Origin of the sequence: Curtanaerobium respiraculi, from assembly GCF_024609215.1 — a bacterium.
Classification (GTDB): Bacteria; Actinomycetota; Coriobacteriia; order Coriobacteriales; family Eggerthellaceae; genus Curtanaerobium; species Curtanaerobium respiraculi.
The window spans coordinates 23,056-48,585 of record NZ_JANIPD030000040.1 but is presented as its reverse complement, the minus strand read 5'-3'; the positions used below and the strand labels follow the sequence as shown (position 1 = coordinate 48,585).

Annotated in this window: 24 protein-coding genes; 19 read left to right on the top strand and 5 right to left on the bottom strand. The window is 63.1% G+C overall.

The genetic code is table 11. The features are described 5' to 3' along the window. Window positions 1-75: 75 nt before the first annotated feature. The 14 genes from NOV21_RS09105 (at window position 76) to NOV21_RS09040 (ending at window position 13,824) form a co-directional block, all read left to right on the top strand. Window positions 76-696, top strand: a complete 621-nt coding sequence (locus NOV21_RS09105; RefSeq protein WP_283170734.1) for a 4Fe-4S binding protein — start codon at window positions 76-78, stop codon at window positions 694-696. Then, on the top strand, window positions 693-2,696 hold the full coding sequence (gene hyfB, locus NOV21_RS09100; protein WP_283170733.1) for a hydrogenase 4 subunit B: 2,004 nt from the start codon (window positions 693-695) through the stop codon (window positions 2,694-2,696). The genes NOV21_RS09105 and hyfB overlap by 4 nt, the downstream gene beginning before the upstream one ends. Before the next feature lie 13 nt (window positions 2,697-2,709). Further along, window positions 2,710-3,651: a respiratory chain complex I subunit 1 family protein gene (locus NOV21_RS09095; RefSeq protein WP_283170732.1), complete on the top strand. Its 942-nt coding sequence runs from the start codon at window positions 2,710-2,712 to the stop codon at window positions 3,649-3,651. A gap of 15 nt (window positions 3,652-3,666) precedes the next feature. After that, the gene (locus tag NOV21_RS09090) at window positions 3,667-5,112 is read left to right on the top strand and encodes a hydrogenase 4 subunit D (protein ID WP_283170731.1); all 1,446 of its coding nucleotides are present in this window, start codon (window positions 3,667-3,669) and stop codon (window positions 5,110-5,112) included. Between the two features lie 10 nt (window positions 5,113-5,122). Continuing rightward, entirely contained in the window at window positions 5,123-5,782 is a 660-nt protein-coding gene (gene hyfE / locus NOV21_RS09085) for a hydrogenase 4 membrane subunit (protein ID WP_283170730.1), read from the top strand. A gap of 10 nt (window positions 5,783-5,792) precedes the next feature. Continuing rightward, a complete protein-coding gene (locus tag NOV21_RS09080) occupies window positions 5,793-7,346 on the top strand; it encodes a hydrogenase 4 subunit F (RefSeq protein ID WP_283170729.1) in 1,554 nt (517 codons plus the stop codon). 14 nt (window positions 7,347-7,360) lie between these two features. After that, the gene (locus NOV21_RS09075) at window positions 7,361-9,094 is read left to right on the top strand and encodes a hydrogenase large subunit (RefSeq protein ID WP_283170728.1); all 1,734 of its coding nucleotides are present in this window, start codon (window positions 7,361-7,363) and stop codon (window positions 9,092-9,094) included. Between the two features lie 13 nt (window positions 9,095-9,107). Continuing rightward, window positions 9,108-9,719 carry a formate hydrogenlyase complex iron-sulfur subunit gene (locus NOV21_RS09070; protein WP_283170727.1) on the top strand — a complete coding sequence of 204 codons (612 nt, stop codon included), beginning with the start codon at window positions 9,108-9,110 and terminating at the stop codon, window positions 9,717-9,719. Beyond that, window positions 9,716-10,600, top strand: coding sequence for an NADH-quinone oxidoreductase subunit B family protein (locus NOV21_RS09065; RefSeq protein WP_283170726.1), 885 nt, complete (start codon window positions 9,716-9,718; stop codon window positions 10,598-10,600). Before NOV21_RS09070 ends, NOV21_RS09065 begins: the two co-directional genes overlap by 4 nt. A 5-nt stretch (window positions 10,601-10,605) precedes the next feature. Next, a complete protein-coding gene (locus tag NOV21_RS09060) occupies window positions 10,606-11,124 on the top strand; it encodes a formate hydrogenlyase maturation HycH family protein (RefSeq protein ID WP_283170725.1) in 519 nt (172 codons plus the stop codon). Beyond that, a complete protein-coding gene (hycI, locus tag NOV21_RS09055) occupies window positions 11,121-11,588 on the top strand; it encodes a hydrogenase maturation peptidase HycI (RefSeq protein ID WP_283170724.1) in 468 nt (155 codons plus the stop codon). Before NOV21_RS09060 ends, hycI begins: the two co-directional genes overlap by 4 nt. An 82-nt stretch (window positions 11,589-11,670) precedes the next feature. Continuing rightward, window positions 11,671-12,513: a formate/nitrite transporter family protein gene (locus NOV21_RS09050; protein ID WP_283170723.1), complete on the top strand. Its 843-nt coding sequence runs from the start codon at window positions 11,671-11,673 to the stop codon at window positions 12,511-12,513. Between the two features lie 157 nt (window positions 12,514-12,670). Then, on the top strand, window positions 12,671-13,231 hold the full coding sequence (locus NOV21_RS09045; RefSeq protein WP_283170722.1) for a redoxin domain-containing protein: 561 nt from the start codon (window positions 12,671-12,673) through the stop codon (window positions 13,229-13,231). 101 nt (window positions 13,232-13,332) lie between these two features. Beyond that, complete coding sequence (locus NOV21_RS09040; RefSeq protein ID WP_283170721.1) at window positions 13,333-13,824, top strand: hypothetical protein; 492 nt, start codon at window positions 13,333-13,335, stop codon at window positions 13,822-13,824. 105 nt (window positions 13,825-13,929) lie between these two features. Here the strand turns inward: NOV21_RS09040 and NOV21_RS09035 are convergent, their stop codons facing one another. After that, window positions 13,930-14,298: a type II toxin-antitoxin system VapC family toxin gene (locus NOV21_RS09035; RefSeq protein WP_283170720.1), complete on the bottom strand. Its 369-nt coding sequence runs from the start codon at window positions 14,296-14,298 to the stop codon at window positions 13,930-13,932. After that, window positions 14,279-14,566, bottom strand: a complete 288-nt coding sequence (locus tag NOV21_RS09030; RefSeq protein ID WP_283170719.1) for a type II toxin-antitoxin system RelB/DinJ family antitoxin — start codon at window positions 14,564-14,566, stop codon at window positions 14,279-14,281. Before NOV21_RS09030 ends, NOV21_RS09035 begins: the two co-directional genes overlap by 20 nt. Window positions 14,567-14,667: 101 nt before the next feature. Between NOV21_RS09030 and NOV21_RS09025 the strand changes: the two genes are divergently transcribed. Continuing rightward, window positions 14,668-16,593 carry a fructose-1,6-bisphosphatase gene (locus NOV21_RS09025; RefSeq protein ID WP_283170718.1) on the top strand — a complete coding sequence of 642 codons (1,926 nt, stop codon included), beginning with the start codon at window positions 14,668-14,670 and terminating at the stop codon, window positions 16,591-16,593. Between the two features lie 141 nt (window positions 16,594-16,734). Here NOV21_RS09025 and NOV21_RS09020 read toward each other — a convergent pair whose 3' ends face one another. Then, window positions 16,735-17,097: a hypothetical protein gene (locus NOV21_RS09020; protein ID WP_283170717.1), complete on the bottom strand. Its 363-nt coding sequence runs from the start codon at window positions 17,095-17,097 to the stop codon at window positions 16,735-16,737. A gap of 319 nt (window positions 17,098-17,416) precedes the next feature. Between NOV21_RS09020 and NOV21_RS09015 the strand changes: the two genes are divergently transcribed. Beyond that, complete coding sequence (locus NOV21_RS09015; RefSeq protein WP_283170716.1) at window positions 17,417-17,638, top strand: acyl carrier protein; 222 nt, start codon at window positions 17,417-17,419, stop codon at window positions 17,636-17,638. A gap of 178 nt (window positions 17,639-17,816) precedes the next feature. Here NOV21_RS09015 and NOV21_RS09010 read toward each other — a convergent pair whose 3' ends face one another. Continuing rightward, the gene (locus NOV21_RS09010) at window positions 17,817-19,469 is read right to left on the bottom strand and encodes an FAD-dependent oxidoreductase (RefSeq protein WP_283170715.1); all 1,653 of its coding nucleotides are present in this window, start codon (window positions 19,467-19,469) and stop codon (window positions 17,817-17,819) included. A 261-nt stretch (window positions 19,470-19,730) separates the two neighbouring features. Between NOV21_RS09010 and NOV21_RS09005 the strand changes: the two genes are divergently transcribed. Further along, on the top strand, window positions 19,731-21,245 hold the full coding sequence (locus NOV21_RS09005) for a helix-turn-helix transcriptional regulator (protein WP_283170714.1): 1,515 nt from the start codon (window positions 19,731-19,733) through the stop codon (window positions 21,243-21,245). Here NOV21_RS09005 and NOV21_RS09000 read toward each other — a convergent pair. Beyond that, on the bottom strand, window positions 21,242-21,739 hold the full coding sequence (locus tag NOV21_RS09000; protein ID WP_283170713.1) for an NUDIX hydrolase: 498 nt from the start codon (window positions 21,737-21,739) through the stop codon (window positions 21,242-21,244). The genes NOV21_RS09005 and NOV21_RS09000 overlap by 4 nt on opposite strands. 349 nt (window positions 21,740-22,088) lie before the next feature. On the opposite strand from NOV21_RS09000, the gene NOV21_RS08995 reads away from it, so the two are divergent. After that, a complete protein-coding gene (locus NOV21_RS08995; RefSeq protein WP_283170712.1) occupies window positions 22,089-23,549 on the top strand; it encodes an FAD-dependent oxidoreductase in 1,461 nt (486 codons plus the stop codon). Window positions 23,550-23,652: 103 nt separating this feature from the next. Further along, complete coding sequence (locus NOV21_RS08990; RefSeq protein WP_283170711.1) at window positions 23,653-25,338, top strand: helix-turn-helix transcriptional regulator; 1,686 nt, start codon at window positions 23,653-23,655, stop codon at window positions 25,336-25,338. Window positions 25,339-25,530 lie beyond the last annotated feature (192 nt).

Genomic DNA, 25,530 nt, shown 5'->3' with positions numbered 1-25,530 from the left:
ATTTCGATGCCTGCCCGGGCTTCTCGTGCCATGTATATCCAACAGGCGAGCTGCTATTCCGGTGAGGGGTGAATAATGAATCGCTTTATCGCAATAAATCCGAATCGATGCGTGGCGTGCGGCACTTGCCGCGCGGAGTGCAGCGAAGGGCATCGCAAGGCCGGCCTGCTCGACGAGCCGCGCCTGGCCCTATACGAGAGCCGCGACGTGGTCGCCTCGGTAACCTGCCATCATTGCGCGGGGGCGCCCTGCTTGAAGGTCTGCCCCGTCAATGCCATCCGGCGCGATCCCGACGGTTGCATCAGGGTGGACGAGCATCAGTGCATCGGCTGCAAACTATGCGCGGTCGCCTGCCCGTTCGGCGCGATACACATGTACGGCACGCCCATCTCGGGCATCGAGGGCAAGGAATATCTCACACCGACGTTCCCGGCATCCCTCAATCCGATCCTGCGATGGGAGGTCGGGGTGTACGCCGCAGCCGTCAAGTGCGACCTGTGCGCATACGATGACTGCCATCCGCATTGCGTGGATGCGTGCATCACCAACGCCCTGCGCCTCGTCGAGGACGCAGACGACGAGCACGAGATTGCGGCCCGGCGCGTGAAGGCGGGGCAAGACAGCCTCGCCATGCTGGGGGCCAGCAACCCAGACGACGGGGACGACGTCGCTTCGGAGAGGGGGGAGGCGCAATGAACTTGCTCATCGCATCATTGGGCGTATCGTCAATCGGCGCCCTGCTCGCACTTGCATGCGGGAAAAACGAGGACGCCGGCAAAGTCGCCGGCTGCACGGCGGGCGCCATCGCGGCGATACTCGCGCTCATCGCGGGCATCCAAGCTCTGTTCGCCCCCGTTGCGAGCTTGAGCGTGGAGACGGTGTTCTTCACGTTCTCGCTGCGGCTCGATCCCCTCGCGGCGATCATGGTGGCCGTCATCTCGACGCTTGCCCTCGCGGCATGGGTGTACGGGTTCTCGTATTTCGACGAGTACCGCGGCAGCGGCATCGGGACGATGTGCTTCTTCATGAACCTGTTCATCGCGTCGATGGACTGCGTCATCTGCGTCGACAACATGTTCTGGTTCCTCGTGTTCTTCGAGCTCATGTCGCTGACCTCGTACTTCCTGGTCATAACCGAGCAGAACGAGGCATCGATCAAGGGCGGCTTCATGTACTTCGTGATGGCCCACGTGGGCTTCTTCATGATCATGATCTCCTTCCTGATCATGGCGGCCATCACGGGGAGCTTCGAGTTCTCGGCGTACCGCCAGACCCAATTCGCCCCGGCGATCGCATCGCTGTGCTTCGTGCTCGCATTCCTCGGCTTCGGCTTCAAGGCCGGCATGATCCCGTTCCATTCCTGGCTGCCCATGGCGCATCCCGCCGCCCCTTCCAATGTGTCGGCGCTCATGTCCGGCGGCATGATCAAGATCGGCATCTTCGGCATCGTCAAGGTCGGCTTCGACCTGCTCGGCGCATCCGGGTGCCAGCTGTGGTGGGGCGTCATGGTCGTGCTGTTCGGGGCCGTCTCCTCGGTGCTCGGCGTCGCGTACGCGCTGGCCGAGCATGATATCAAGCGCCTCCTCGCCTACCACTCGGTGGAGAACATCGGCATCATCCTGCTCGGCGTCGGCGTCGCCTTGATCGGCGCGGCGGCGAACTTCCCGCTGCTCACGGTGCTCGGCCTGCTGGCGGGGCTGTTCCACCTGATCAACCATGCCATGTTCAAGGGGCTGCTGTTCCTCGGGGCGGGCTCGGTGCTGTTCGCCACGGGCACGCGCAACATGGAGGTCCTGGGCGGCCTGCGCAAATCCATGCCGACGACGGCAATCTGCTTCCTCATCGGGTCGCTCGCCATATCTGCCATACCCCCGCTCAACGGCTTCGTGTCCGAGTGGTTCACCTATCAGGGGCTCATCACGGCGGCCATGGGCGCCGACCCGGTCATACGCCTGGTCTGCGCGTTCGGCACGGTCATGCTTGCCATCACGGGCGCGCTTGCCGTCACCTGCTTCGTGAAGGCGTACGGGGTCACCTTCCTCGGGGACGCGCGCAGCGACGCCGCGCGCAGCGCCAAGGAGGTTCCCGCCCCCATGAAGCTCGCCATGGTCCTTTTGGCCCTCATCTGCATCGCCTTGGGCGTGTGCGCCCCCTGGATCGTGCCCACGCTCGTCGGAGCCGCGGCGACGATCGCCGGGCAGGCCGCCATCGATGCGGCGAGCGGCACGATGCTCGTGAACCCCGCGATCTCCGCGGCGATATCCACGCCCCTGCTCGCGGTGCTCCTCGTTGCCGCCATCGGGCTTGTGGCCGCCATCTTCGGCCTCAAGGCGCGCAAAGGCGTCTCGTGGGAGCCCGATCCATGGGCATGCGGATACCAGCCGACACCGGATATGCCGCTGGTCGCCAACAGCGTCGGAGCCCAGGTCAAGCAATTCTGGACGCCCCTGTACCGTCTGCGCGAGCAGCTCTCCGCGACAAGCCCCGCCTTCGCCTCGACTTTCACGAGGCTCCAGTCATGGGCGGAACATGCCCAGAACTGGGGGGACGTCGCCTTGGTCGAGCCGACGGGCAAGTTCGTCAACTGGCTCGGAAATCTGTCAAGCAAGCTGGAGGGAGGCGACTTCCGCGTCTACATCATGTACGTGGTCATCGCGCTCGTCGTCTTCCTCGTCCTCGCCGTAACCTTGGTGTAAGGGGGTGCTCACTATGACTATCGATATCCTTCAGATCATCATCGCCTTGGTCCAGGGCATCCTGCTCGTGCTTCTCGCCCCGCTCTTCTCGGGCATCGGCCGCAAGTTCAGGGCGCGCATGCACACGCGCAAGGGCCCGAGCGTCTTCCAGGACTACTACGACATCGCCAAGCTGCTCAAGCGCCCCGATGTCCACAGCAACGCCTCGAGCAAGATCGCGCGCCTCACGCCGCCGCTCTACATCGGCACCATGGTGGTGCTCGCGATGGGGCTGCCCATGGCAACGCGCTTCAGCCCGCTGCCGTTTCTGGCGGACGCGATCCTGATCATCTACCTGCTCGCCCTGCCGCGTTTCTTCTTCTCGCTCTACGGCCTCGACTCGGGCTCAGCCTACGCGGGGACCGGCGGCGTGCGCGAGCTTCTGATCGGCACGCTTGTCGAACCCTCGCTCATGCTCGCACTCTTCGTCGCCGCCATCTCATGCGGCACCACGAACGTCGGCGACATGGGGATGGCCGTCGGCGCCGGCGAGATCCGCAACGTCCTTGGCTTCGTCATCGCGGGCGTCGCCTTCGCGCTGGCATGCTACGTCGAGATGGGCAAGCTCCCGTTCGACCTCGCCGAGGCCGAGCAGGAGCTGCAAGAAGGCCCACTGTCCGAGATGTCGGGGCCTTCGCTCGCGATGATGCACATCGCGATCCCCATGAAACAGGCCGTCGTCGCGACGCTTTTGATCGCGATCTTCATCCCCTTCGGCAGCGCAGTCGATCTCTCGCCTGCGAACGTGCTGATAGGGACGGGATTCTACCTGCTCAAGATGATCGCCATCCTGCTCGTCACGATGGTGGTGGAAAACGTCGTCAGCCGCGTGCGCTGGAAGCTCACGGGCCGGCAAACCTGGTTCATCGTCACCGTCGCAGTCTGCGCCTTCGCATTCTGCCTGCTGGGAATATAGCGAAAGGGGGGAATCATGATGATGCTGTTAACTGCCTCTCTTTCAATCCTCATACCTCTCGCGTGCGCGTTTCTGATCGTGGTATCGCCACGCAAGGCCGATAAGGCGCTGTGCATCGCGGGTGCGGCCCTTGCCTCGCTCGCTGCGCTCGCCACGGCGGCGCTCTTCGCGCAAGGCGGCATGGAGCCTCAGACCGTGACATGGCTCTCCTTCGGGACCGTGCCCATCATGGGTTTCGTCTTCGACAAGGTGAGCTGCCTGCTCGCTCCGACCTTCGTTATCATCGGCCTATTCGTCGCGATCTACTCGACGGCGTACCTCACGCCGGCCAATCGCGAGCATCCCGATGAGCCCCGCCGCCGCTTCTACGTGTTCCTCATCATCTTCATCGCGGCCATGCCGGGGTTGGTGTTCAGCTCCACAATCGTCAGCCAGCTCGTGTTCTTCGAGATCACGGGCGCCTGCTCGTGGGCGCTGATCGGCTACTACGACACGGCCTCCGCTCGCGCATCCGCGATGAAGGCGCTCATCGTCACCCACATCGGCTCGCTGGGGCTCTACATCGCCACCGTGGCCCTGTTCGCCCAGACGGGCTCGTTCGAGCTCGCCGCCATCGAAGGGCTCGCCCCGGGATGGAAGACCTTCGTGATGCTCGCGATCCTGTTCGCGGCGTGGGGCAAGTCGGCGCAGCTGCCGTTCTACATGTGGCTGCCCTCGGCCATGGACGCCCCCACGCCGGTCTCGGCGTATCTGCACGGCGCATCGATGGTCAAGGTCGGCGTGTGCGTGTTCGCCCGCGCCCTCATCTGCGCAGGCGCGGTCTCCGAAGTCGTGGGCTGGGTAGTCGTTATCGGCGGCATCCTCACCTGCGTGTTCGCACTGCTCATGTACCTGCCGCAGACGGATATGAAGCGCCTTCTGGCCTTCTCGACGATCAGCCAGCTCTCCTACATCTTCCTGGGCTTCGGGTTCTACATCTTCGGGAGCAGCATGTCGTTCGAAGGCGGCATCATGCACATCTTCAACCACGCCTGGGCCAAGACGCTTTTCTTCCTGCTCGCCGGCGCGTTCAGCGTGACGATGGGAACGCGCATGCTCCCCGCTATCAGGGGCCTCATGCGCAAGCGTCCCCTGCTGGGCGTCTGCTTCGGCGTTGCGGCGCTCGCCATCGCGGGCTGCCCGCCGCTCAACGGGTTCTTCTCCAAGTTCTACATCTTCTCGGGAGGATTCATGGCCGCCGCGGGCAACGGTCCGCTCATGTTCATCGTCGTCGTCGCGCTCATCGAGACGGTCGTCTGCTTCATGTGGTTCCTCAAGTGGATCGGCAGCGTCATGTCCGGCGAGCCGAGCGAGGCAGTCGAGAACTCGGCACCGGTTCCCAAGGCGATGAGCGCCGTATTCATCCTGCTCATCATCATGACGTTCTGCTCCAGCTTCATCGCTGCTGCATGGCTCGGTTAGGGGGGAGCAAATGACCACAGGCTATGTACTCGTCAATCTGCTCGGTTGCGTACTGGTGATCACCTCTACGCTTGTCGTGCTATCCCGCAAGCTGCGCACCGCTGCATTCATGTACGCCTTGCAATCGCTCGTCTTGGTCTCGATGTTCGTCGCGTTGGCATTCACAACCGGATCGGTGCAGCTGTTCACCTGGGCGGCGACGGCCTTCGTCACGAAGGTCCTGCTCGTCCCCGGCATCATCCTGCACACGATCAAGAAACTCGGGCCGGATGCCGACGTGGAGCTGAAGACCAAGCTCTCGCCTATCGCGTGCGTCATATTGGTCGTGCTCGAACTTATCATCTGCTATCTGGCGGTGATGAACATCGCGCTGCCCACGGCCGCCGAGGTGCATCCGGCCCTGGCGATCTCGCTCGCGCACTTCTTCATCGGCCTCACCTGCATCGTGTCGCAGCGCAACATCGTCAAGCAGGTCTTCGGCTACTGCCTCATGGAAAACGGCTCGCACGTGACGCTGGCGCTGCTGGCGCCGACGGCACCGCATCTCGTCGAGACCGGCATCGCGACCGACGCCGTGTTCGCCGTGGTCATCATGGTCATCATCGCCATGAAGATACACCGCGTCAACGGCACGCTCGACGCGCACAACCTCATGGATCTGAAGGGTTAGGTGATATCGCATGGGCCTTTCGACTCTGCTCATCGCACTGCTGATAGCACCGCTTGCCGCCACGCTCGTCATGGCAGTGCTTCCTAAGTCGGTGTCGCGCTTCGCATTCGAGACCATCCACGTCATGTCGATCGCCGCCGTGCTCGTGTTGAGCGTGTACCTGGTGTTCGAAGGATTCACGACCGGCGAGGTCATCACGGCCGGCGGGATGTGGTTCAGGCTCGACGCGCTCTCGAGCATCTTCGTCATCCTGATAGGGGTCATCGGCGTGCTCGTGGGCATCTTCTCCATCCCCTATATCCAGCATGAGGACGACGCCGGCAAGCTCTCCGGGCGTCAGGTGAAGAACTACTACGCCTTCTTCAGCCTGTTCCTGTTCACAATGCTGCTCGCAGCCACGTCGAATAACATCGTCATGATGTGGATATGCATCGAGGCCACCACGCTGGCGACCGTGTTCCTCGTCGGGTGCTATGAAACCAAGCTCGCCCTGGAGGCGGCGTGGAAGTACGTCATCGTATGCACGGTGGGCGTCGCGTTCGGCCTGTACGGCACGCTGCTCATCTACTCGAACGCGGCGGACGTCATGGGCGACAGCGAGACGGCCATCTTCTGGACCTCCATCGTGCCCATCGCCCCGCAGCTCGACCCGACGATCGTCACCATCGCCTTCGTATTCGCGGTGATCGGCTTCGGAACCAAGGCGGGGCTCTTCCCCATGCACACCTGGCTGCCCGACGCGCACTCCGAGGCGCCGAGCCCCGTATCCGCGTTGCTGTCGGGCGTGCTCCTGAAATGCGCGGTGCTGGTCATCATCCGTTTCTACATCATCGCCGTCGGCTGCATCGGAACGCAGTTCCCGCAGACGATGCTCATCGCGCTCGGCGCCCTATCGGTCTTCGTCGCGGCGGGCGCGGTCTTCGTGCAGGACGACCTCAAGCGCAAGCTCGCCTACCATTCCTGCGAGAACATCGGCATCGTGATCCTCTGCCTGGGATTCGGAGGCCCGGTGGGCGTCGCGGCAGCCCTGCTGCATTGCGTGTTCCACGGCTTCACCAAGGCGCTGCTGTTCTGCCTGTCGGGCAATGTCCTCATCAAGTACGGGACGCGCGACCTCACGAAGGTGGCGGGCGTCCTGCAGGTCATGCCCACGACCGCCGTGCTTCTGACGGTCGGGTTCTTCGCGCTGGCCGGGTTCCCGCCCTTCGCGATGTTCACGTCCGAGATGGGCGCGTTCGTGGCCGGATTCCAGGGCGGCTATCTGGGGATACTCGTGCTGTTCGCGCTGGCGCTCACCGTCGTCGTCGCGGCATGCGTCCACGTCGTCGCCACCTCGGTCTTCGGGCAAGCGCCCCCTGACATGGAGAAACGCGATATGCCGTTCCTGGCGCTTGCGCCCGAAGTCATCTTGGCATTCGTCATCCTATGGTTCGGCGTCGCACTGCCGCAACCCCTCATGACGGGCGTCAACGATGCGACGGGCATCGTCATGCAGCAAGATGTCGATCCTGGCGATACGGGCTCGCTCCTTTCGGGCGTCGCAACGCTCGCCAGCAGAAATTAGAGAGAGGAGGCACCATGCCGAAAAGCAAGGCAAAGGCCCGTCCCGGCGCAACGCACATCGAAGCGGTCAAGGAGCGCTTTCCGGGCGCCGTGCAGGATGTGAACTGGGCTGCCGAGAACCAGCCGGTGATGACCGTCAAAGCGGACTCGGCGCCGGTGATCATCGAATACCTGTACTACCAGCGCGGGGGATGGCTCCCCGTCATGGTGGGCAACGACGAGCGCCCGCTCATAAACAAGTTCGCGCTCTACTACGTCCTGTCGATGGAGGAAGAGGACCGCTGCATGCTCCAAGTGCGCGTCGAGGTTCCCGCCGACACCTGCGAGTTCTACGCGGTCTCGCCCAAGGTGCCCGCTGCTGTGTGGAGCGAGCGCGAGGTGCAGGATATGTTCGGCCTGCACGCGATCGGCATCATCGACAACCGCAACCTGGTGCTGCCCGATGATTGGCCGCAGGGGATGTACCCCCTGCGCAAGGACGCGATGGACTACCGCTACCGCCCGGCGCCCACGCGCGATATCGAGAACTACGAGTTTTTGAAAGACACGCAGGGCCGCGAGACGACCACGATCCCGATGGGGCCGATGCATATCACCTCCGACGAGCCGGGGCATTTCCGCCTCTACGTCGAGGGCGAGGAGATCGTCGACGCCGACTACCGCATGTTCTTCATCCACCGCGGCATGGAGAAGTGCGCCGAGGCACGCTTGGACTACGATGCCGTATCGTTTTTCGCCGAGCGCATATGCGGCATCTGCGGCTACGCCCATTCCGTCGCCTACGTCGAGACGATCGAGCGCGCTCAGGGCATCGAGGTGCCCCTGCGCGCCCAATACATCCGCGCCATCATGCTCGAGACGGAGCGGCTCCACTCCCATCTGCTCAACCTCGGGCTCGTTTGCCACTACAGCGGCTTCGATACGGGTTTCCAGCACTTCTTCCGCGTGCGCGAGAAGGCGATGGACCTCGCCGAGCTGCTCACGGGAGCGCGCAAGACCTACGGCTACAACCTGATCGGCGGCGTGCGGCGCGACATACTGGCCGAGCAGAAGCTCGAGACGCTGCGCCTGATCGGCGAGCTGCGCGATGACGTGAGCCGCTTGGTCGCCGAACTGATATCCACGCCGAATTTCATCAACCGCGCCAAGGGCGTGGGAGTGCTCGACCCCAAGATAGCGCGCGATTACAGTCCGGTCGGACCGCTTGTGCGCGGCAGCGGGTTCGCACGCGATGCGCGCTGGCTGCACCCCTTCGACGGGTACAAGGCGATAGCCGATAGGCACAAGCCCATCACGGCCGACACCAACGACGTCCTCGGACGCACCCTCGTGCGAGCCGGCGAGGTGAACGACTCCTTCGACATCATCGAGGAGCTGCTTTCGGCCGAGCTTCCCGCGGGGCCGGTCCTGAACGACAAGTTCGACATCGTCCCCGGCAAGTTCGCCCTGGGCTGGACCGAGGCGCCGCGTGGCGAGGATGTGCATTGGTCGATGATCGGCAACGACCAGAAATGCTACCGTTGGCGCGCGAAGGCCTCGACGTATAGCAACTGGCCGGTGCTGCGCTACATGTTCCGCGGCAACACCATCTCGGATGCCGCCCTCATCGTCGGGTCGCTGGACCCGTGCTATTCATGCACGGAGCGCGTGACCATCGTCGACGTCACGAACGACAAAGAGCAGGTGGTGACGAAGCAGCAGCTCGAAAACTACTGTCGCACCCGCCGCCATAGCCCGCTGGACATGTGAGGAAGGTGGCAAGATGCTCAAAACCATCAAGGAGGTCCTCAGGACCGGCAACGCGACAACGGGCTATCCGTTCGAACCGCTGCACCAGCACGAGCATTACCGCGGCAAGCCCGTGCACGATGTGGCCGACTGCATAGCTTGCGCGGCATGCGCGATCGCCTGCCCGCCCAATGCCATCCAGATGAAAATCGACGTCGGCAAGGGGCTGACAACATGGTCGATCAACTTCGGACGTTGCATATTCTGCGGGCGCTGCGAGGAAGTGTGCCCCACGAAGGCCATCAAACTCTCCAAGGAGTTCGAACTCGCCGTGTTCGACAAGAACGACCTGGAGGAGACGGCAAGCTACCCCCTGCAGAAGTGCGCCGAATGCGGCGCGTACTTCGCATCGCAGAAGGAGGTCGATTATGCCGCGCGCATCTTGACGCAGGATGCCGACGAAGACGAGATTCGGCAAGCGCTTGCGCTCGTGCGCACCTGCCCCGACTGCAAGCGCAAGGCAGATGCTTACCGCGCCCGCGACCGGATACAGGCAATGGGCGATCCGACGCCCGAGCCCAGCGCCGACGCCATGGCCGAAGCGCGGCGCATCGCCGAGCAGAGAAGGGAAGGTGCATCCCGATGATCATCGACCACAGGGTATCGGAACGGCTGCAGTACCGTCCTGACAAGATCACGCTGGATGAGAGCGTGCAGGCCGCAAAGCAGGCGCTGCTCAACGACATCAAGCGCTCGGTGTACATCTACCGATGCGATCTCGGCGGCTGCAACGGCTGCGAGATCGAGATCTTCGCGACGATCACCCCCGTGTTCGATGCCGAGCGCTTCGGCATCAAGAACACGCCCAGCCCCCGCCACGCGGACGTCCTCGTGTACACGGGCGCGGTCACCCGCGCCATGCGCATGCCGGGCCTTCGCGCCTACCACGCCGCCCCCGACCCCAAGCTCGTGGTCTCCTACGGCGCCTGCGGATGCACCGGCGGCATCTTCCACGACAATTACTGCGTGTGGGGCGGGACGGACAAGGTCATCCCCGTCGACGTCTACATCCCGGGATGCCCGCCGACGCCCGCGCAAACCGTATACGGGTTCGCCCTCGTGCTCGGGCTGCTAGGGCAGAAGCTGCACCATAGCGACACCGTGGAGGAGCCGGGCGTCAAGGCGACGCTGCGTTTCTCCGATGTGCCCTACAAGGTGCGCACGGCGATCGAGCGTAAAGCGCGCCTGTACTCGGGATATCGCTATGGGCAGGACCTCTCGGACATCTTCCTCGAGACGCTCGAGAAGGACGGGAGCGTCTACGCCAACCTCAACGAGCTCATCGTCCGCGAGAGCGATCCGCGCAAGGTCGAGGTCTATCGCACGCTGCGCGACGATCTGATGGCCATGGCGGTCGGGCCCGAGAAGGAAAACGAGCTCTTGCGCGAAGGGCTGCGGCGCATCGTCCCGCCCGGGACGATGCCCGGCGAGAACGCGCAGGCGATACTCGACGCCGCCGAGAGGTGAGGGGCATGGGAACCGCCATCTCGAGCCAGGCGCAAAAGGCGATGCGGGCGAAGCACGCCGACCCCGCCTCGCTCGTCATCGGCCCCGCGCGGGCGCCGCAGGAGCCGGTTGTGGTGTTCTACCAGCTCAGTCGCAAATTCGTCGACAACGAACGCTCGGTGGACCCCGACTCGACCGATATCGTGTACTACACGCTCGCAGTCGGGCACCACACGGGCGTCATCGATTGCTTCAGCGCACGGCTGAGCTGCCCGCTCGCGCAGTACCGCCGCATATGCGCGCTGGTGGAAGACGATGCGGCGCGCTACAAGCTCGAGGGCATCCTGCGCCAAGGGGAGATACAGGTCGACCAGGAATCGCTCGCCGTGCTCGACGAGCCGATCGCCCGCGCGCTCGAGGCGTGCGGGCGGGCCCAGGGTGCCGACGGCGAGTGCCGCGCCTGGCTCGAGGAGTTCTCGGGGATGCTACAGGCGATGAAGCGCGACCGCGTCCTCTACCTTATGGGAAGGGAGCGCAGGCCATGAGCGGTAAGACGGTCCTGACGGTGGGCGCGGTGCTGCGCGGCGACGATGCCGCGGGCCCGATGCTCGCCAAGATGATGCTCGACGAGCCGATCGAGGGGTGGGATGTGCTCGATGGCGGGCAGATGCCCGAAGACTACCTCTCGGTCATCCGGCGCAGCAAGCCCGACCTGCTGGTCGTCGTCGACGCTGCCGACATGCAGCTCGCGCCGGGAGAGGTTCGCACCCTCACGGCCGACGACGTGGCGGCAAACTATCTCATGACAACGCATTCGCTGCCCATCTCGCTCATGCTCGAGGAATTGTCGAACGCGTGCGGGCAGATCGTCTTTCTGGGAATACAGCCTGCCCACATGGACTTCTTCGGTGCGCTGACGCCCGCCGTGCATGACTCGGTCATATGGATTTACGAGCGCCTGAAGGAGGGCGGGGAATTCCCCGATGTGAAACCCGTGGCGGCACGCTGAGGAAGGCCCCGTGCATCCGAAGCTATTCACGCCGCCGATTTGCAAGCAGTCCAGACCCGCTTTAAGGAGGGAAGGAACGAGGATGGAACATATCACGAAGGAAGACATCCTGTCTACGAAGCCCGATTGCATTTCCGCAGCCGCCCTCGAGGCGAAAGCCGAGACCGTCGGTACGGGCAAGGCCAATCTCGAGTTGGGGCGAACGGTTGTGCTGGCCATCATGGCCGGTATCCAGATCGGCATGGGGGCCCTGTTCATGACATATGTCAAGGCCGATCAGACGCTGGGATTCGCAGCGGCGAACGTGCTCGGCGGCCTATGCTTCGCGCTCGGCCTGATCTGCGTCATCGTTGCGGGCTCCGAGCTCTTCACGGGCAACGTGCTTCTGGTCATGGCAGCGGGCAGCAGGAAGATCCGCTGGAGCGCCGTGGCGAAGAACTGGGCTGTTGTCTGGCTGGGCAACTTCATCGGCTCGCTCATCTTGGTGGGCATCATCTTCGGCTGCGGCCTGATGGGCACGAAGGCTGGGGACAACACCATCGGCGCGCAGATGGTCGCGGTTGCCGCCGGCAAGATCAACCTCGGCCCCGACCAGATATTCTTCCGCGGCATCATGTGCAACCTGCTCGTATGCCTGGCGGTCTGGATGGGCTTTGCGGGGCGCACGGTCATCGACAAGATATTCACGGCGATCTTCCCGGTCATGGCGTTCGTCGCCATGGGTTTCGAGCACTGCGTCGCGAACATGTTCTTCCTCCCCATGGGCGTCATCGCGTCGTCCTTCGGATACGGAGCGGCACCCCTCAGCTGGAGCGGCGTCATATACAACATAAGCTTGGCGACGGTCGGCAATATCGTCGGCGGTGCGATCTTCGTCGGGCTGATCTACTGGCTCGGCTACCGCAGGAAGGAGGCTGCCGCATAGCGCTGGAAACCCCGCCCGCATGCCGCAGTATTCTCCCCCGCCCGCGCCCAACCGCATCCCGGCATTCCGATTGATGGGGATGCGCGCGATCGCCGACGGGCGAAGGCGGGGCGGCATGCGGGGATTCGCAATCCGATGACTCGAGAAAGTGATAACCATGACACTCATCAATAAGCAGATCGACGACTTCTCGGTACGTGCCTACCAAGACGGTGCGTTCAAGACGGTCACCAAGGACGACGTGCTCGGGCACTGGAGCGTGTTCTTCTTCTACCCGGCCGACTTCACGTTCGTGTGCCCGACCGAACTCGAGGATCTCGCCATGCAATACGATCGATTCGTGAACGAGGGGGCGGAGGTCTACTCCGTATCCTGCGACACCGAGTTCGTGCACAAGGCCTGGCACGACGAATCCGAGCGCGTCTCGAAGGTGCGCTTCCCCATGCTCGCCGACCCCGGCCACGTGCTCGTGAGCGATTTCGATGTCATGCGCGCCGAAGGCGGTGTCGCCGACCGTGGGGAATTCATCGTCGATCCCGAGGGCCGCATACAGGTGTACCAGATAAACGCCGACGGCATCGGCCGCAATGCCGAAGAGCTGCTGCGGCTGCTGCAGGCTGCGAAATTCGTCGCCGAAGCCGGCGGCGCGGTCTGCCCGGCGAAGTGGCATCCCGGCGCGCCGACCTTCACCCCGGGCATCGGGCTGGTCGGCATGTAGCCGTGCGCGGTCCCCGGGCATCTCGACTGTTGATATAATGGTAGCGAAAAGCCCGCACCGCAGAGACTGCATGCGCAATATCGAGGAGGTCACACGCATCGATGGCAAGACCGAGAAAGCAGGCTCCCGTCGAAGAACAGGAATCGACACGGCATAACGTACATGCCGTCATCGCCGTCCTCATCCTGCTCGTCGCCGCTTCCGCACTCGCAGTCGAAGCGCTTTGGACAGGCAGCCTGTTCGTGAAGGTCGATACGAACGCGCAGGTGGCACGCGATGCCTGCCTTGTCTGCGTCTACGAGGGAGCCGTGCAAGATGAGCTCACCGACGATGCCCGCTCGGGCATCGTGCAGCTCCAACCGCTTGCCGCGGTCAAGGTAGCTCCGGGCACCGAGGTCCCCATCCCGGGCCGATGGAAGGGGACCTACACCCTTGCCGTCATCGACCCTTCGGGCGCGCTCGACACGCGCGCTTGCGTTATGGAAATCAACGTCGGCAAGAACGAGATGCATGTGGGCTTCATGCTCGCAGGGAATACCGCCGCCTCAGAGGACGGAACGACCGCGGGAGCCGAGCAGGCAGCAGGCAGCTGACACGTTGCGAAGGGAAACGGGCGGCGCCTTGGGGATCCGCGGCCTTCAGAGTCGTTGCGAGGCGCGTGCGAATCGAGCGCGCCTCCGCCGCTCCCCCTTGCGCCCTTACAGCATGAGCGTCCGCTTGAGCAGGGGTTTGTCGAAGGACATGATCTGCTCGCCGTGCAGCGCGTTGCGCCCTACGAGCAGGCAGTCCACGAAATCGAGCATGCTCGATCCGAATAGCCGCACGGCATAGCGCACCACATCCTCTTCGACCACGTAGATATCGTCGAGCAGCTTCTCGAGCGTGTAGCCGATCTGGGTGCGGGGAACGCCGTAGACATCGCGCAACGCGACGGCCACGCGCGCGATGATCTCGGGATAGGTGTAGGCATCACCGGACGATATGGCCGAGCACGCTTTCCGGAAATTCGTCTTGCTGTCCTCAAGCAGATACCTGAGGATGACGGTCTCATCGATTAAAAGTCTCATATTTATCACTCAGCGATCTGATCCAAGCCTCGCGCTCCGCTTCGCGCTTTTCCTGATGTGCGAACACATGCAGAATGCCCTGGGCTTTCATCTGCCCCTTCCCAACGGTCGAGATGGGGCGGAACGGCAGGCCGTTGGCTTTGATGGCCTCGTTCACGAAGACGCGCGTCGCCTCTGAGAGGCTGCTGCCCATGTTCTCGAAAATCTCCTCGGCCGCTTCCTTCGCCGCGGGATCGATACGAACGTGCATGGTGGCATCTTTGCCCATACAACCTCCTTAAGATGAGATGCTGCCATACGATTGTAATACATGAAGTCGTCTAAAATGGGGGGCGGCGGGAACAACAAACCGAGTGAGCGGAGCCGATCATGCAAACCACTGACGAACGCTATCTGGAACTGCTGTCGCAGCGCTTCCCCACCAAGGCTGAGGCGGCGGCGGAGTTGATCAGGCTCACCTCCGAGCTCGAGCTCCCCAAGGGGGCTGAATACTTCTTCTCGGACGTCCATGGCGAATACCGCGCATTCGCCCATATCCTGCGCAACGGCAGCGGCTCCGTCCGCAAGCTCATCGACGAGGCCCTGGGGGATGCGCTCCCCGAGCAGGACGCGCAGGCGCTGGCGACGCTTGTCACCTACCCCTATGGCAAGCTCGAGTACGCGCTCGCCCACCAAGCCGACCCCGATGCCTGGTGCGTCTCGGTGCTGCGGCACCTGGCCGAGGTGGCGAAGCACGCCGCCGATGCCCTGCCGCTCTCCGTGGTGGACAAGATGCTCTCCGGCCCCACCGCACAGGCCATCGACGAGCTCATCGCGGAAAAGGGCCCGGCGAAGGAGGCGTACCGCGATGCGATCATCAACACGATCGTGGACACCGGCGAGGCCACGTCGTACATCCAGGACCTCTGCTTCCTCATACAGCGCCTGACCGTCGGCCGCCTGCACATCATCGGGGACATTTTCGACCGCGGCCCTTCGCCCGACGCCATCATGGACCTGCTGATGCGATACCCGTCCGTCGACGTGCAATGGGGCAACCACGACATCGTGTGGATGGGCGCCAGCCTGGGCCAGCGCGGCTGCATCGCGCACGTGGTGCGCAATTGCGCGCGGTACGGCAACCTGGACATCCTGGCGGACGCCTACGGCATCAACATCCTCCCGCTGGCGACCTTCGCGTTGGAAACGTACCGCGACGACCCCTGCACGGCGTTCGGGCTGAAGTCGGATCCGGGGCTTTCGCCCTTCGAGGCGCAGATGAGCGTCAAAATCCAGAAGGCGATGGCGATCATCCAGTTCAAGGTGGAGGCCGCGTTGATCGACGAGAACCCCACGTTCGGCCTGGAGGGGCGCAAGCTGCTTCATCGCATCGATTGGGAGGCGGGCACGGTGATGGTGGAGGGCGTGGAGTACGAGCTCACCGACACCTATTTCCCCACGGTGGATCGCGCCGACCCCTACGCGCTCACCCCGGAGGAGGAAGCAGTCGTCGCTCATTTGGAGCATGCGTTCACCACGTCGGAAAAGCTGCAGCGCCACGTGCGCTTCCTGCTGGAATCCGGAAGCCTGTACAAGATATGCAACAACAACCTGCTGCTGCACGCCTGCGTTCCCATGAACCAGAACGGCAGCCTAGAGGAGGTGGATGTGTTCGGGCAGCGATGTTCGGGAAAGGCCCTGTTCGACACCATGCAGGAATGGGTCTACCGCGCGTTCACCTCGCTCTACCCCGAGGAGCGCAAGCGCGGCCGGGATCTGATGTGGTACATGTGGCTGGGCGAGGGATCGCCCCTGTTCGCGAAGAGCAAGATGGCGACGTTCGAAAGCTATCTTGTGGCGGAGAAGTCCGCGCGCAAGGAGAACAAGAACGCGTTCTACAAGCTGTTCGAAGATGCCAGCAGCTACGATGCGGTGTTCGACGATTTCGGGCTGGACAGGGAAACCGCCCATATCATCTGCGGCCACGTGCCCGTGAAAGTGAAGGACGGCGAGGATCCGGTGAAGGTGGGCGGCAGGATCATCTACATCGACGGCGGCATGTCCGCCGCGTACCGGGAAACCACGGGCATTGCCGGATACACGCTGGTCAGCGATGCGCACGCGCTCACGTTGTACTCGCACGAGCCCTACCCCACCAAGGAGGAGGTTGTCACGAAGGACGCCGACATCCATTCGCACGCACGCGTCGTGGAGCGCTACGACCCGCCGCGCCGCATCGCCGACACCGACGCCGGAGACGACTTGAGGAACCAGGTGGCAGACCTGCTTCGCCTGCTGGACGTGTACAACTCGTAATGCCGCGCCCCGCCGCGGGGCGCGGCCGCCCCGGCAAGGCCCCGTCCTCGAATCCGCCACCCATTAGCGCGGTCATGCGGGAAAGCCGATGAACGCGAATTCATCGGCTACCCGCTTCGGGTGCAACTGCCCAAAACTGAATCAATCCACGTAGTTCTCCAGAACATATCGATCGAACAACGGAAGGGTGAAGGCGACGTATCCGCGTTCCGAACCGGAAATCAAGCCCTTCCTTATCAAGCGTATCCGGTAGGGGCTGAACTCGTTGCTCTCCATGTTCAGAAGCGACTTCACGTCAGAGACTTTTCCCGTGCCCGCCTTCGCCATCCCAAAGAGAACGAGCTTGTCCTTCCGTGAAAGCTCCGACCACATCTTGTCATATACGAACTCGTCAAGGTAAAGCTTGTAATTCCCGAGAGCGTTTTTATAATCGCCCCCGTTCTTCCATGTCAAATAACCGAGCACCTGGAACGCGAAAGCATAGCCCTGCGTGAGCTTCGCCATTTCAAGAGCATCTGAATGGCCGAGCCCGAATTTTATCGTCGTTTATCGTTTATGAATTTTTTTATCGTCGTTTATCGTTTTCTTCAAGGATCACCTGAGGATCGCATGAGTAAGGAATTTACGGGCCGGGGATCTATCCGCCCGATTTGGCGGCACGCCGATCGACGGCCTCGCCACGATGGGCATCGAAGGATCTGGGGATCGGGATCCAAGCCGATCCCTCCGATCCCGCCCTTCCCCGTGAGAAAGCCTACCCCTTGCACGGGCGGGCCAATGATGGTCTAATGCGGATACGACAATTCAGCGTGAAAGGATAGCAATGGCAACCATCGATGCGATCAAAGAGGTCCTGAGCGAGAATCTCGATATCGACCCTGCGACCGTCACCCCGGATTCCACCCTCGATTCGCTCGGCATCGACTCGCTCGACCTGGTCGAGATGACCGTCGACCTGGAAGAGAAGCTGGACATCGAATTCGACGAGACCGAGGGCATCAAGACCATCGGAGAAATGGCCGCCTACATCGATTCTCTTATGTAGGAGCCCGGCGCGCACTGCCGCCGCTTCGCATGAAGGAGCGCCCGACCGCTGCTGCAGAGCGGCCAGGCGCTTCCATAGGGATGGTGCCGCGCGGGAGGGTCGTTGCGGCACCATCCGCGAACCCGCGCGCCCAACGGGTGAGGCTGCCGGACGCACGTACGGTTCTTTTCGGGAGGCGCTACATCCCACCGAGCCTCTTGCCGATGACGTAGCCTTGGGTGTAGTTGCGGCCTAGATTGATCCCGAACACCGCCAGCGGGTAGTCGATGCCGCCGTAGAAATTGCCCGCAACGTTGCCGACCGCATACAGATTGCCGATGGGGGAGCCGTCGGATCTCGTGACCTCCAGGTCGTCGTTCACGTTCACGCCCGCGCAGATGCTGCTCATGCGCACCTTCAGGTGCACGCCGTAATACGGTGGGGTGTCGATGGCCTTCAGATATTGCGCGGGCAGGCCGAAATCGGGATCGCTCCCATTGGCGCAGTTCTCGTTCCAGCGGGCGATGGTCTTCTTGAACTGGTCCACATCGGTGATCTTCAAATGGCCCGCCAGCTCTTCGAGCGTGTCGGCCTTCCACGTGTTGATCTGGCTGTCGATGACGCCCGTGTGCTCGACATCCTCGGCGGGCATATACTGGCGCAGCGCCTCGGGATCGACCAGCTTTCCGGGGAAGCCCGCCGCCTTGTCCATGTAGGCGCTATCGAAGACGTACGTGTAGTTGCCGGAATCCTCCTCGCTGCGCAGGTAGTTGTTCATGACCGACATTTCCTCGAGTTCGTTGCAGAACCGCACGCCGTTCATCTTCATGCGCAGGAACGGCATGTTGCACATGCTGGCGGGCGCGGCATCGAAGTCGTGCAGCATATGGGTATGGCCGATGTTCTCCACGGAACCGCCGGCCCACACGGCCATCTTATGGCCGTCGCCGGTGCGGCCGATCTGCTTCTGGTCGAAATTCCTCATGTCGGGCAGATAGTACAGCAACATCTCCTCGTCGCTCTGGTAATCGCCCGTCGCCAGCACCACGCCGCGTTTGGCGTTGAACTGGATATACCCGCCGCCCGGCTTCATGGCGATGACGCCTGCGACCGCACCGTCGGAAGCTTGGATCAGCTGCTTCGCGGGGGTGCGATAGAACACGTCGACGCCCTGCTCCTCGGCATACTCGGCAAGCGCCTGCATGCCGTCGCCCACGCAATACGGCTTTGGCCCGAAGAACGAGGTGACCATATCGAGCGTGTACCCGTATTTGTTGATCATGGGCACATGCTGCAGATTGCCCTGGTCGACCACCTGGGCGCCGGCTTTTTTGCATCGATCGATCACCCAGCTGACGGCTTCTCCGGAGTTTTGGGCCCACATCTCCACCAGCTTGCGGTTGGGGCGCCATTGCGACTCCTTCATGAGCAGCGTGACCAGGCTCGCTATGCTCGCGGGATCGCTCTTCTCCAGGTTGATGCCGCTGCCGCTGTTGCCATGGGCGCTCGCCTTGTTCTCCTTTTGGATGAGCGCGACGCTGGCGCCTTCCTCGAATGCCTTCAGCGCGCAGGGGACGCCGCCCGAGCCCGCGCCGATCACCACGACATCGTATTCCCTCACCTCATCGATGGCGGTGATGGGGTCGGGGGCCTGCAGGAAGCTCGGCAGCTCCTCGCGCTGATGGCCCGCGGCCGTGGTGTATTTCGCATGCCCCCCTTCGCGGACCATCGGCGCCGCCTGCGCCCGCTCGGGAGCCACAACCGCCCCGACGGCGGTGCCGCCCACCATTGCAGCTGCAGCGATGCCGCCGAATTTGAGCATGTCGCGCCTACTGATATTCTCCTTCATCATGCATCCCTCCCCTTTGCTGCGATCCCGCGCGGTTTTCCTTGTCCCGACGCTGTTGATTGCGGATTCGCAACATCTGATAGGGAGATGGTACGCTCCGCAGACGAACGATGCGTCGCCCATTGGGAAACCCCTGGGGTGATTCCCATCACCCATTCCGCCTCACCCTATCTCCGACATCGGGTTTCCCAATTTCCCTTCCTCGACTACACTTGCCTTTCGAAGGGACGATCCCCCTTGCGCATCGGGAGAAGGACGGACGGCATGGGAACGTTGTCGGCACAGAGGGCGACCGCATTGGCCGATCGGGAGCTGCTCGGATCGAACGCGGACGGTGATTTTTCGAAGGCGGCAGACGAGGCGGAGCGGCTGCCGGGATTCTGGCTGGTCGATAAGCTTCCCTACGTACCGCTTGCCTTCCTCGGCCTCGGCCTGTACCGTGCCTGGATCGAACTAGTGTTCGTCGGGTCGTTCACGTCGTTCGCCTTCGACGGCTCCCTGATCCACAACGTATACGATACATCCATGATCGTCGTGCTCTTCGGCTGCGCCGCCGCGCACCGATTCATCGAGCCGCTCTACGCGCGCCGTCGCTTCTACTTGCTCACCTGCCTCTGCATGACGGCGGGCGGCGCATGCGCGTTCGCCGGCATGGGCTTCCCCGATTCGGGCCGCGCCCTAGGCATCGCCGCCGCCATCGTGGGCGGAGCGGGCACGGCGGGCATCATCCTCATCTGGTCGGAACTGTACAGCTGCCTCCCACCCGCACGCGTGGGCCTCTATTACTGCGCCTCCATCATCGCGGCGGCGTTCATACTGTACTTCTGCAAGGGCTTGGCGGCCCCATGGCTCGCGGGAGCCGCGATCCTGCTCCCCTTCGGGTCGCTGGCCTTCGCGATGCTCGGGTTCATCGGGCTGCCCCGCCTGGAACGCCCCCATGCGTCCGCCGCGCACTTCTCGTTCCCCTGGAAACCCGTGCTCATCATGGCGGTATACGCCTTCGCATGGGGCATGCGCGAGACCAGCCAATATGCCACGGGATTCGGACCCCACTCCGCACCGGGAACCATGGCGGTTGCAGTCCTCCTGTTCGTGCTCATCTGGCGCAAAGGCGAACGCTTCGAGTTCAACACGTTCTACCGCATCGCCCTTCCGCTGATGATGGGAGCATTCCTGGTGATCCCGGCATTCGGATCGCTCAACGCGCAGGTCTCGAACTTCTGCGCGATGGCGAGCTACACGGCGTTCAGCGTGCTCATCATGCTCATACTGGCGCACCTGTCCTACCGGTACAGCATCTCGGCGGTATGGCTTTTCGGGATCGAGCGCGGCGTGCGCGCGCTCTTCTCCATTGCGGGCCGGATGACCGCCGAAAGCTTCGCCCTGCTTGCAGCACCTCCGATCGCAAGCCTCATCATCGGCTCCGCCACCGTCGCGCTCGTGGTCATCGGCACCATGCTTTTCGTGTCGGAAAAGGATTTCGCCGGCCGGTGGGACGTCTCGTTCAGAAGCGCGGGGGACACGCCCTCAGAAGCTGCCCGCCTGCGTCGCGGGGACATCGACAGACGCTGCAGCGAGATGGCCGACCGCTTCGGGCTCTCCCCGCGCGAAACCGACGTGCTGAAGCTGCTGGCCCGCAAGCGGACCGTGGGGCAGATCCAAAACGACCTCACGCTCTCCAAGGACACGGTGAAGACCCACGTGAAGCACATCTACCGCAAGATGAACGTGCATTCCCGTCCGGAGCTGTTCGACCTGCTGGGCATCGTCGAGGATTAGAACATGCTCCGAATGCTCGCGTAGTGCAGGAACACGCCCCGCGCACCCAGCTCGGCGATCTCCTCGGCAGTTGCCAGCTTGAAGCCCGCGACCTCCTCTTCCTGCACGCGCACGTCATCTTCCGAGAAATCGAGCACGAAACGGTACACGTCCATGAAGTAGTTGTTCCGCTCTTCCGGCGTCTCGCGCATATAACTGCAGGCGACCTCGCCCCGGACGCCCGACACATCGAGCCCCGTCTCCTCGCGCACCTCGCGCGCGACGGCCTGCTCCGGGGTCTCGCCCGCCAACACGCCTCCGCCGGGAAACTCCCACCAGCCGGCACCCCATTCCTTGTCCTCTTTGCGCTGGGTGATCAGATAGCGTCCATCCGGCGTCTGCACCGCTCCGATAACCGATGCGTGGAACTCGCCAGATTCCATCCGCCAATCGTTGCGCGCCATGGTGCGCCCCGTCTTGTTGCGGTTCCCGTCGTAGATATCCCACCGTTCCATCAGCGCTCCGCCCTTCCGTCCACGCAATTGTCTGCAAGGGATTATAGCGCGTCGGCTCCGGTCGACGGCCCCCGGCCGGAGCCGACGCCTTCGCCCTCCGCCTCCCGTGATCGCCCAGGAGCCCATCTCCGCAGCGCTCGCGTTCCCCCTATCTTGCACCGGCAGGCAGATCGCATGCGAGCAGCGGTCCCCGATGCTCAATCGGCCCCTCACCCGTCCATGGCCGGCGCAATCTCACCCGTTCCCGGCCTTTTCCACCCGTTAAAGCAGCTGACGGAACGCCCTGAACCTCCTATCATCGGAATATCTTCGGCACAGGGAAGTCGAACACACATAACAGGGGGACACCATGGAACTCAATAAAACTCTGTCGCGCCGGCAATTCTTCGGATTGGCGGGCATCGGCTTGGCAACGGTCGCGCTTGCCGACCTGACGGGCTGCGGCAAGGCAGACAAGGAAATTAATTGCGACGTGTTGGTGATCGGCGGCGGAGGTGCGGGCACCACGGCGGCGGCGATGGCGGCGGACTCCGGCGCCAAAACCATATTGATCGAGAAGATGCCGTGGCAGGCGGGTTCCAGCTCGCTTGCCCTGGGCACGCTCTACGGTGCGGGTACCAAGCTGCAGCAGGCCGCCGGCATTGATGACACGCCCGACGCGTTGCTGCAGTACTTCCTCTCGCGCAACGGCAACAAGCTCGACTACGACATGCAGAGGTTCTGCGCCGACCATTTCGGCGAGACCATCGACTGGCTGCAAGAGCTGGGCGTGCCCTTCAAGGAGCAGGTCTCCATCAAGGGCAAGGACACCGTGCCCCGCGGGCACAACGCCGTGCACAACGCCCGCGAGTACCTAGTGCCGGTCACCGAGCTCGCCTATAAGAACGGTGTCGAATTCCGCTTCAACACGCCCGCTGAGAGCCTTATCGTCGACGGCTCGGGCAAGGTTTGCGGCGCAACCGCACGCGTCAACCACGAGACGCTGCTGCGCTTCAACGCGAAGCAGACGATCATCGCCTCCGGCGGATTCTGCCGCAATGCCGAGATGATCGACAAGTACATGCCCGACTACTCCGGCGTATACACCGAGGTCGGCCTCGGCCTTACCGGCGAGGGCCTGCAGATGGGCCTCGACTTGGGCGCCGCCTACATCGGCCACGGCGGTACGAACGGCATCCTCGCCTGCCCCGTGGAACCCGGCCAGTCCAAGCTCATCAACGGCAACACGTTGTGGATCGATTCCGCCGGCAATCGCTTCGCCAACGAAGCTGGCCAGACCCACGACATTTATTACACCGTCGCGCATTTCGCAGATCAGAAGTTCTACGCCATCTACGACCAGGCAGCCTATGACGCGCTCACCGATGCGCTGAAGAGGAAGATGGAGTTCGGCCTGCGCCGGGGCATGTTCGCGAAAGCGGATACGGTATCCGATGCGGCTTCGAAGCTGGGGATCGACGGCGCCACAGCGCAGGCAGCGCTCGACAGCTACAATGCGCTCGCCGCCGCCGGCGCGGATACCCAGTTCAACAAGAAGGCCGACAAGCTGCTGCCGCTCACGCAGGCACCGTACTACGTGCTGCAGATGGGTGTGTGCACACACGGCAGCTTCGGCGGATACCACGTTGACACGCAATTCCGCGTACTGGACGAGCAGGGCAACCCCATCCCCAACCTGTACGCGGCGGGCGAGGTATGCTGCGGCACATTCATCTACGACGACTATCCCGCAGGCGGTTGCGGCTTGAACTTCGCCTACACGTCGGGCCGGTTCTCAGGCGCCAATGCCGCCCATGCCGCTTTGGCCTAGCCCCTCCTGGCGGGCAAGTTTCCCTGCAAATCGACCTGCCCACACATTCCCATCCCCTGCCGCTATAATCTCATAACGGCAGGGGATACAACGAGGTGGGACCATGGCAAACGAATTACGCCGCACATCCGGCAATGCGCTCTCGCGCGCGTTCGCAGGATTGCAGCTGTCGTTTTTCGGGCTCGCCCTCGTCCGCGTATGGATTCAGTGCATCCTTTACGACCGCTACCTGCTCAGCGATGCCGGCGTGGTCAGCTTGGGAATCAACTTTCCCCGCGCTGCGATCACGCTCATCCTGGTAGCTATTATCGTGCAACGCGGCTTCCCGCCCGCCTTCAGGCGGGCGCTCACCTGGCTTTCCATCCCGCTCATGACGCTTGCGGGCGTGCTGTTCCTGCTGGGGACGCAAAGCCGGATTCAGGGCTTCGATGCCCTTGCCTGCTGGTTCGCCGCCACGGGCATCGTTTGGGGTGGCGGCATGTGGATGCAATTCTACCTGCGGCTCGAACCCGTGAAGGCGTTCATCTGCGCCATGGGCTCACTGGGACTGGGGTCGCTGTTGGGCCTGCTGGTCGGGTTTCTCCCGCAAGGCACCTGCTATATGATCAGCATCGCTCTGCCCACGCTCTCGCTCGTCTCGCTGCGCCGCGCCATGGCTCTCACCGGGGCTGCGTCGCTCTACGAGGAAGACCCCGCATCGCAGGACACCGTCTACGACCGCGAACCCGTGTCCACCGTGGTGCGCGTCAACGCCGGAATCGCGCTGCTCATGTTCGCCGTCGGGGTGCTCAGGGGGTTTCCCACCGGAGAACCCATCCCCTTCACGCTCGCGCAGCAGCTGTTTCACCAGCTTGGCGTTGTGACGATCGTGGCTGTGGGGGTGTACGCTGTCTGCGGGCGCGGGTTCAAGATCAGCTATGCGCTACTCTGGCGACTCGAGATCGGGCTCATCCTGCTGAGCATCGTCCTCATGGGGTCATTCCCCGGCGGACTCCCCTCGCAGCTCGGCACATCGATCGCATCGATCGCCAACACGTGCATGCTCTGCATACTATGGTTCACCTGCTACGATATTGCGCGCCACAGCTCTACGTCACCCTATGCGACATTGGGGATCGCCTGGGCCGTGTTCCTGCTCTCCCGCGAGATCGGCCGTTGGACCATGCTGACCCTCGCCCTGGATTCCGGGAACAGCATCGTCATCGTCGCCGCGCTCATCTGCATCGTCTCCGCTGCCACGGCGGTGCTGATCAGCGACAGCATCCCCCGCGTGCGCCCGTTCTATTCCGACCTCTCGAACAGTGCCGCAGGCAAACGAAGCGCCAAGGATGCAGCTTCGGGAAAAAGCGGCAGATCCGAGGCTGATTCCCGAACCAGCGCGCGTGGAGCTACCGCCTCAGCTGGAGCCGTCGCAACAGCGGATCCCCCCATCGAACCAGGGCGGGCACCGGGAAGGGCAGACTGTACCGGAGCTGTCGATTCCGCTGCGCCGGACGGGATGGCGGAGCGGATCGGCCAGACTTCCCCAGCCGCCCAGGAATCGGATCTTGCCGCCCCTCCATCAGCAACCGCACGCGGCACGGTGGCCCTGCAACCGCGGCTCATCGCCGAATGGAACCTCACGGAACGCGAGGCGGAGGTCGTCGAGCTGATGCTGCGCGGCAACAGCAAAGCGCGTATCGGCGACCTTTTGTTCATCAGCGAGAACACCGTGCGGAGCCACGCGAAAAGCGCTTATGCGAAGCTGGGCGTGCACAATAAGAACGACCTCCACGAACTGCTCGATTAGCTATCCCACCCGACAGTCCGCCATCGAAACGATGCATGCGGCGCTCGGCAGCGAGACAGCTGCCTACTCGGGGCTTTGGCTGGTCATGCTCGCACCCATCTCCGCGACGCTCGCGTTCCCCCTATCTTGCACCGGCAGGCAGATCGCTAAGGGTTTCCCCTAAATCGATTCCTTTGGCAGCGTGGGAGTTCC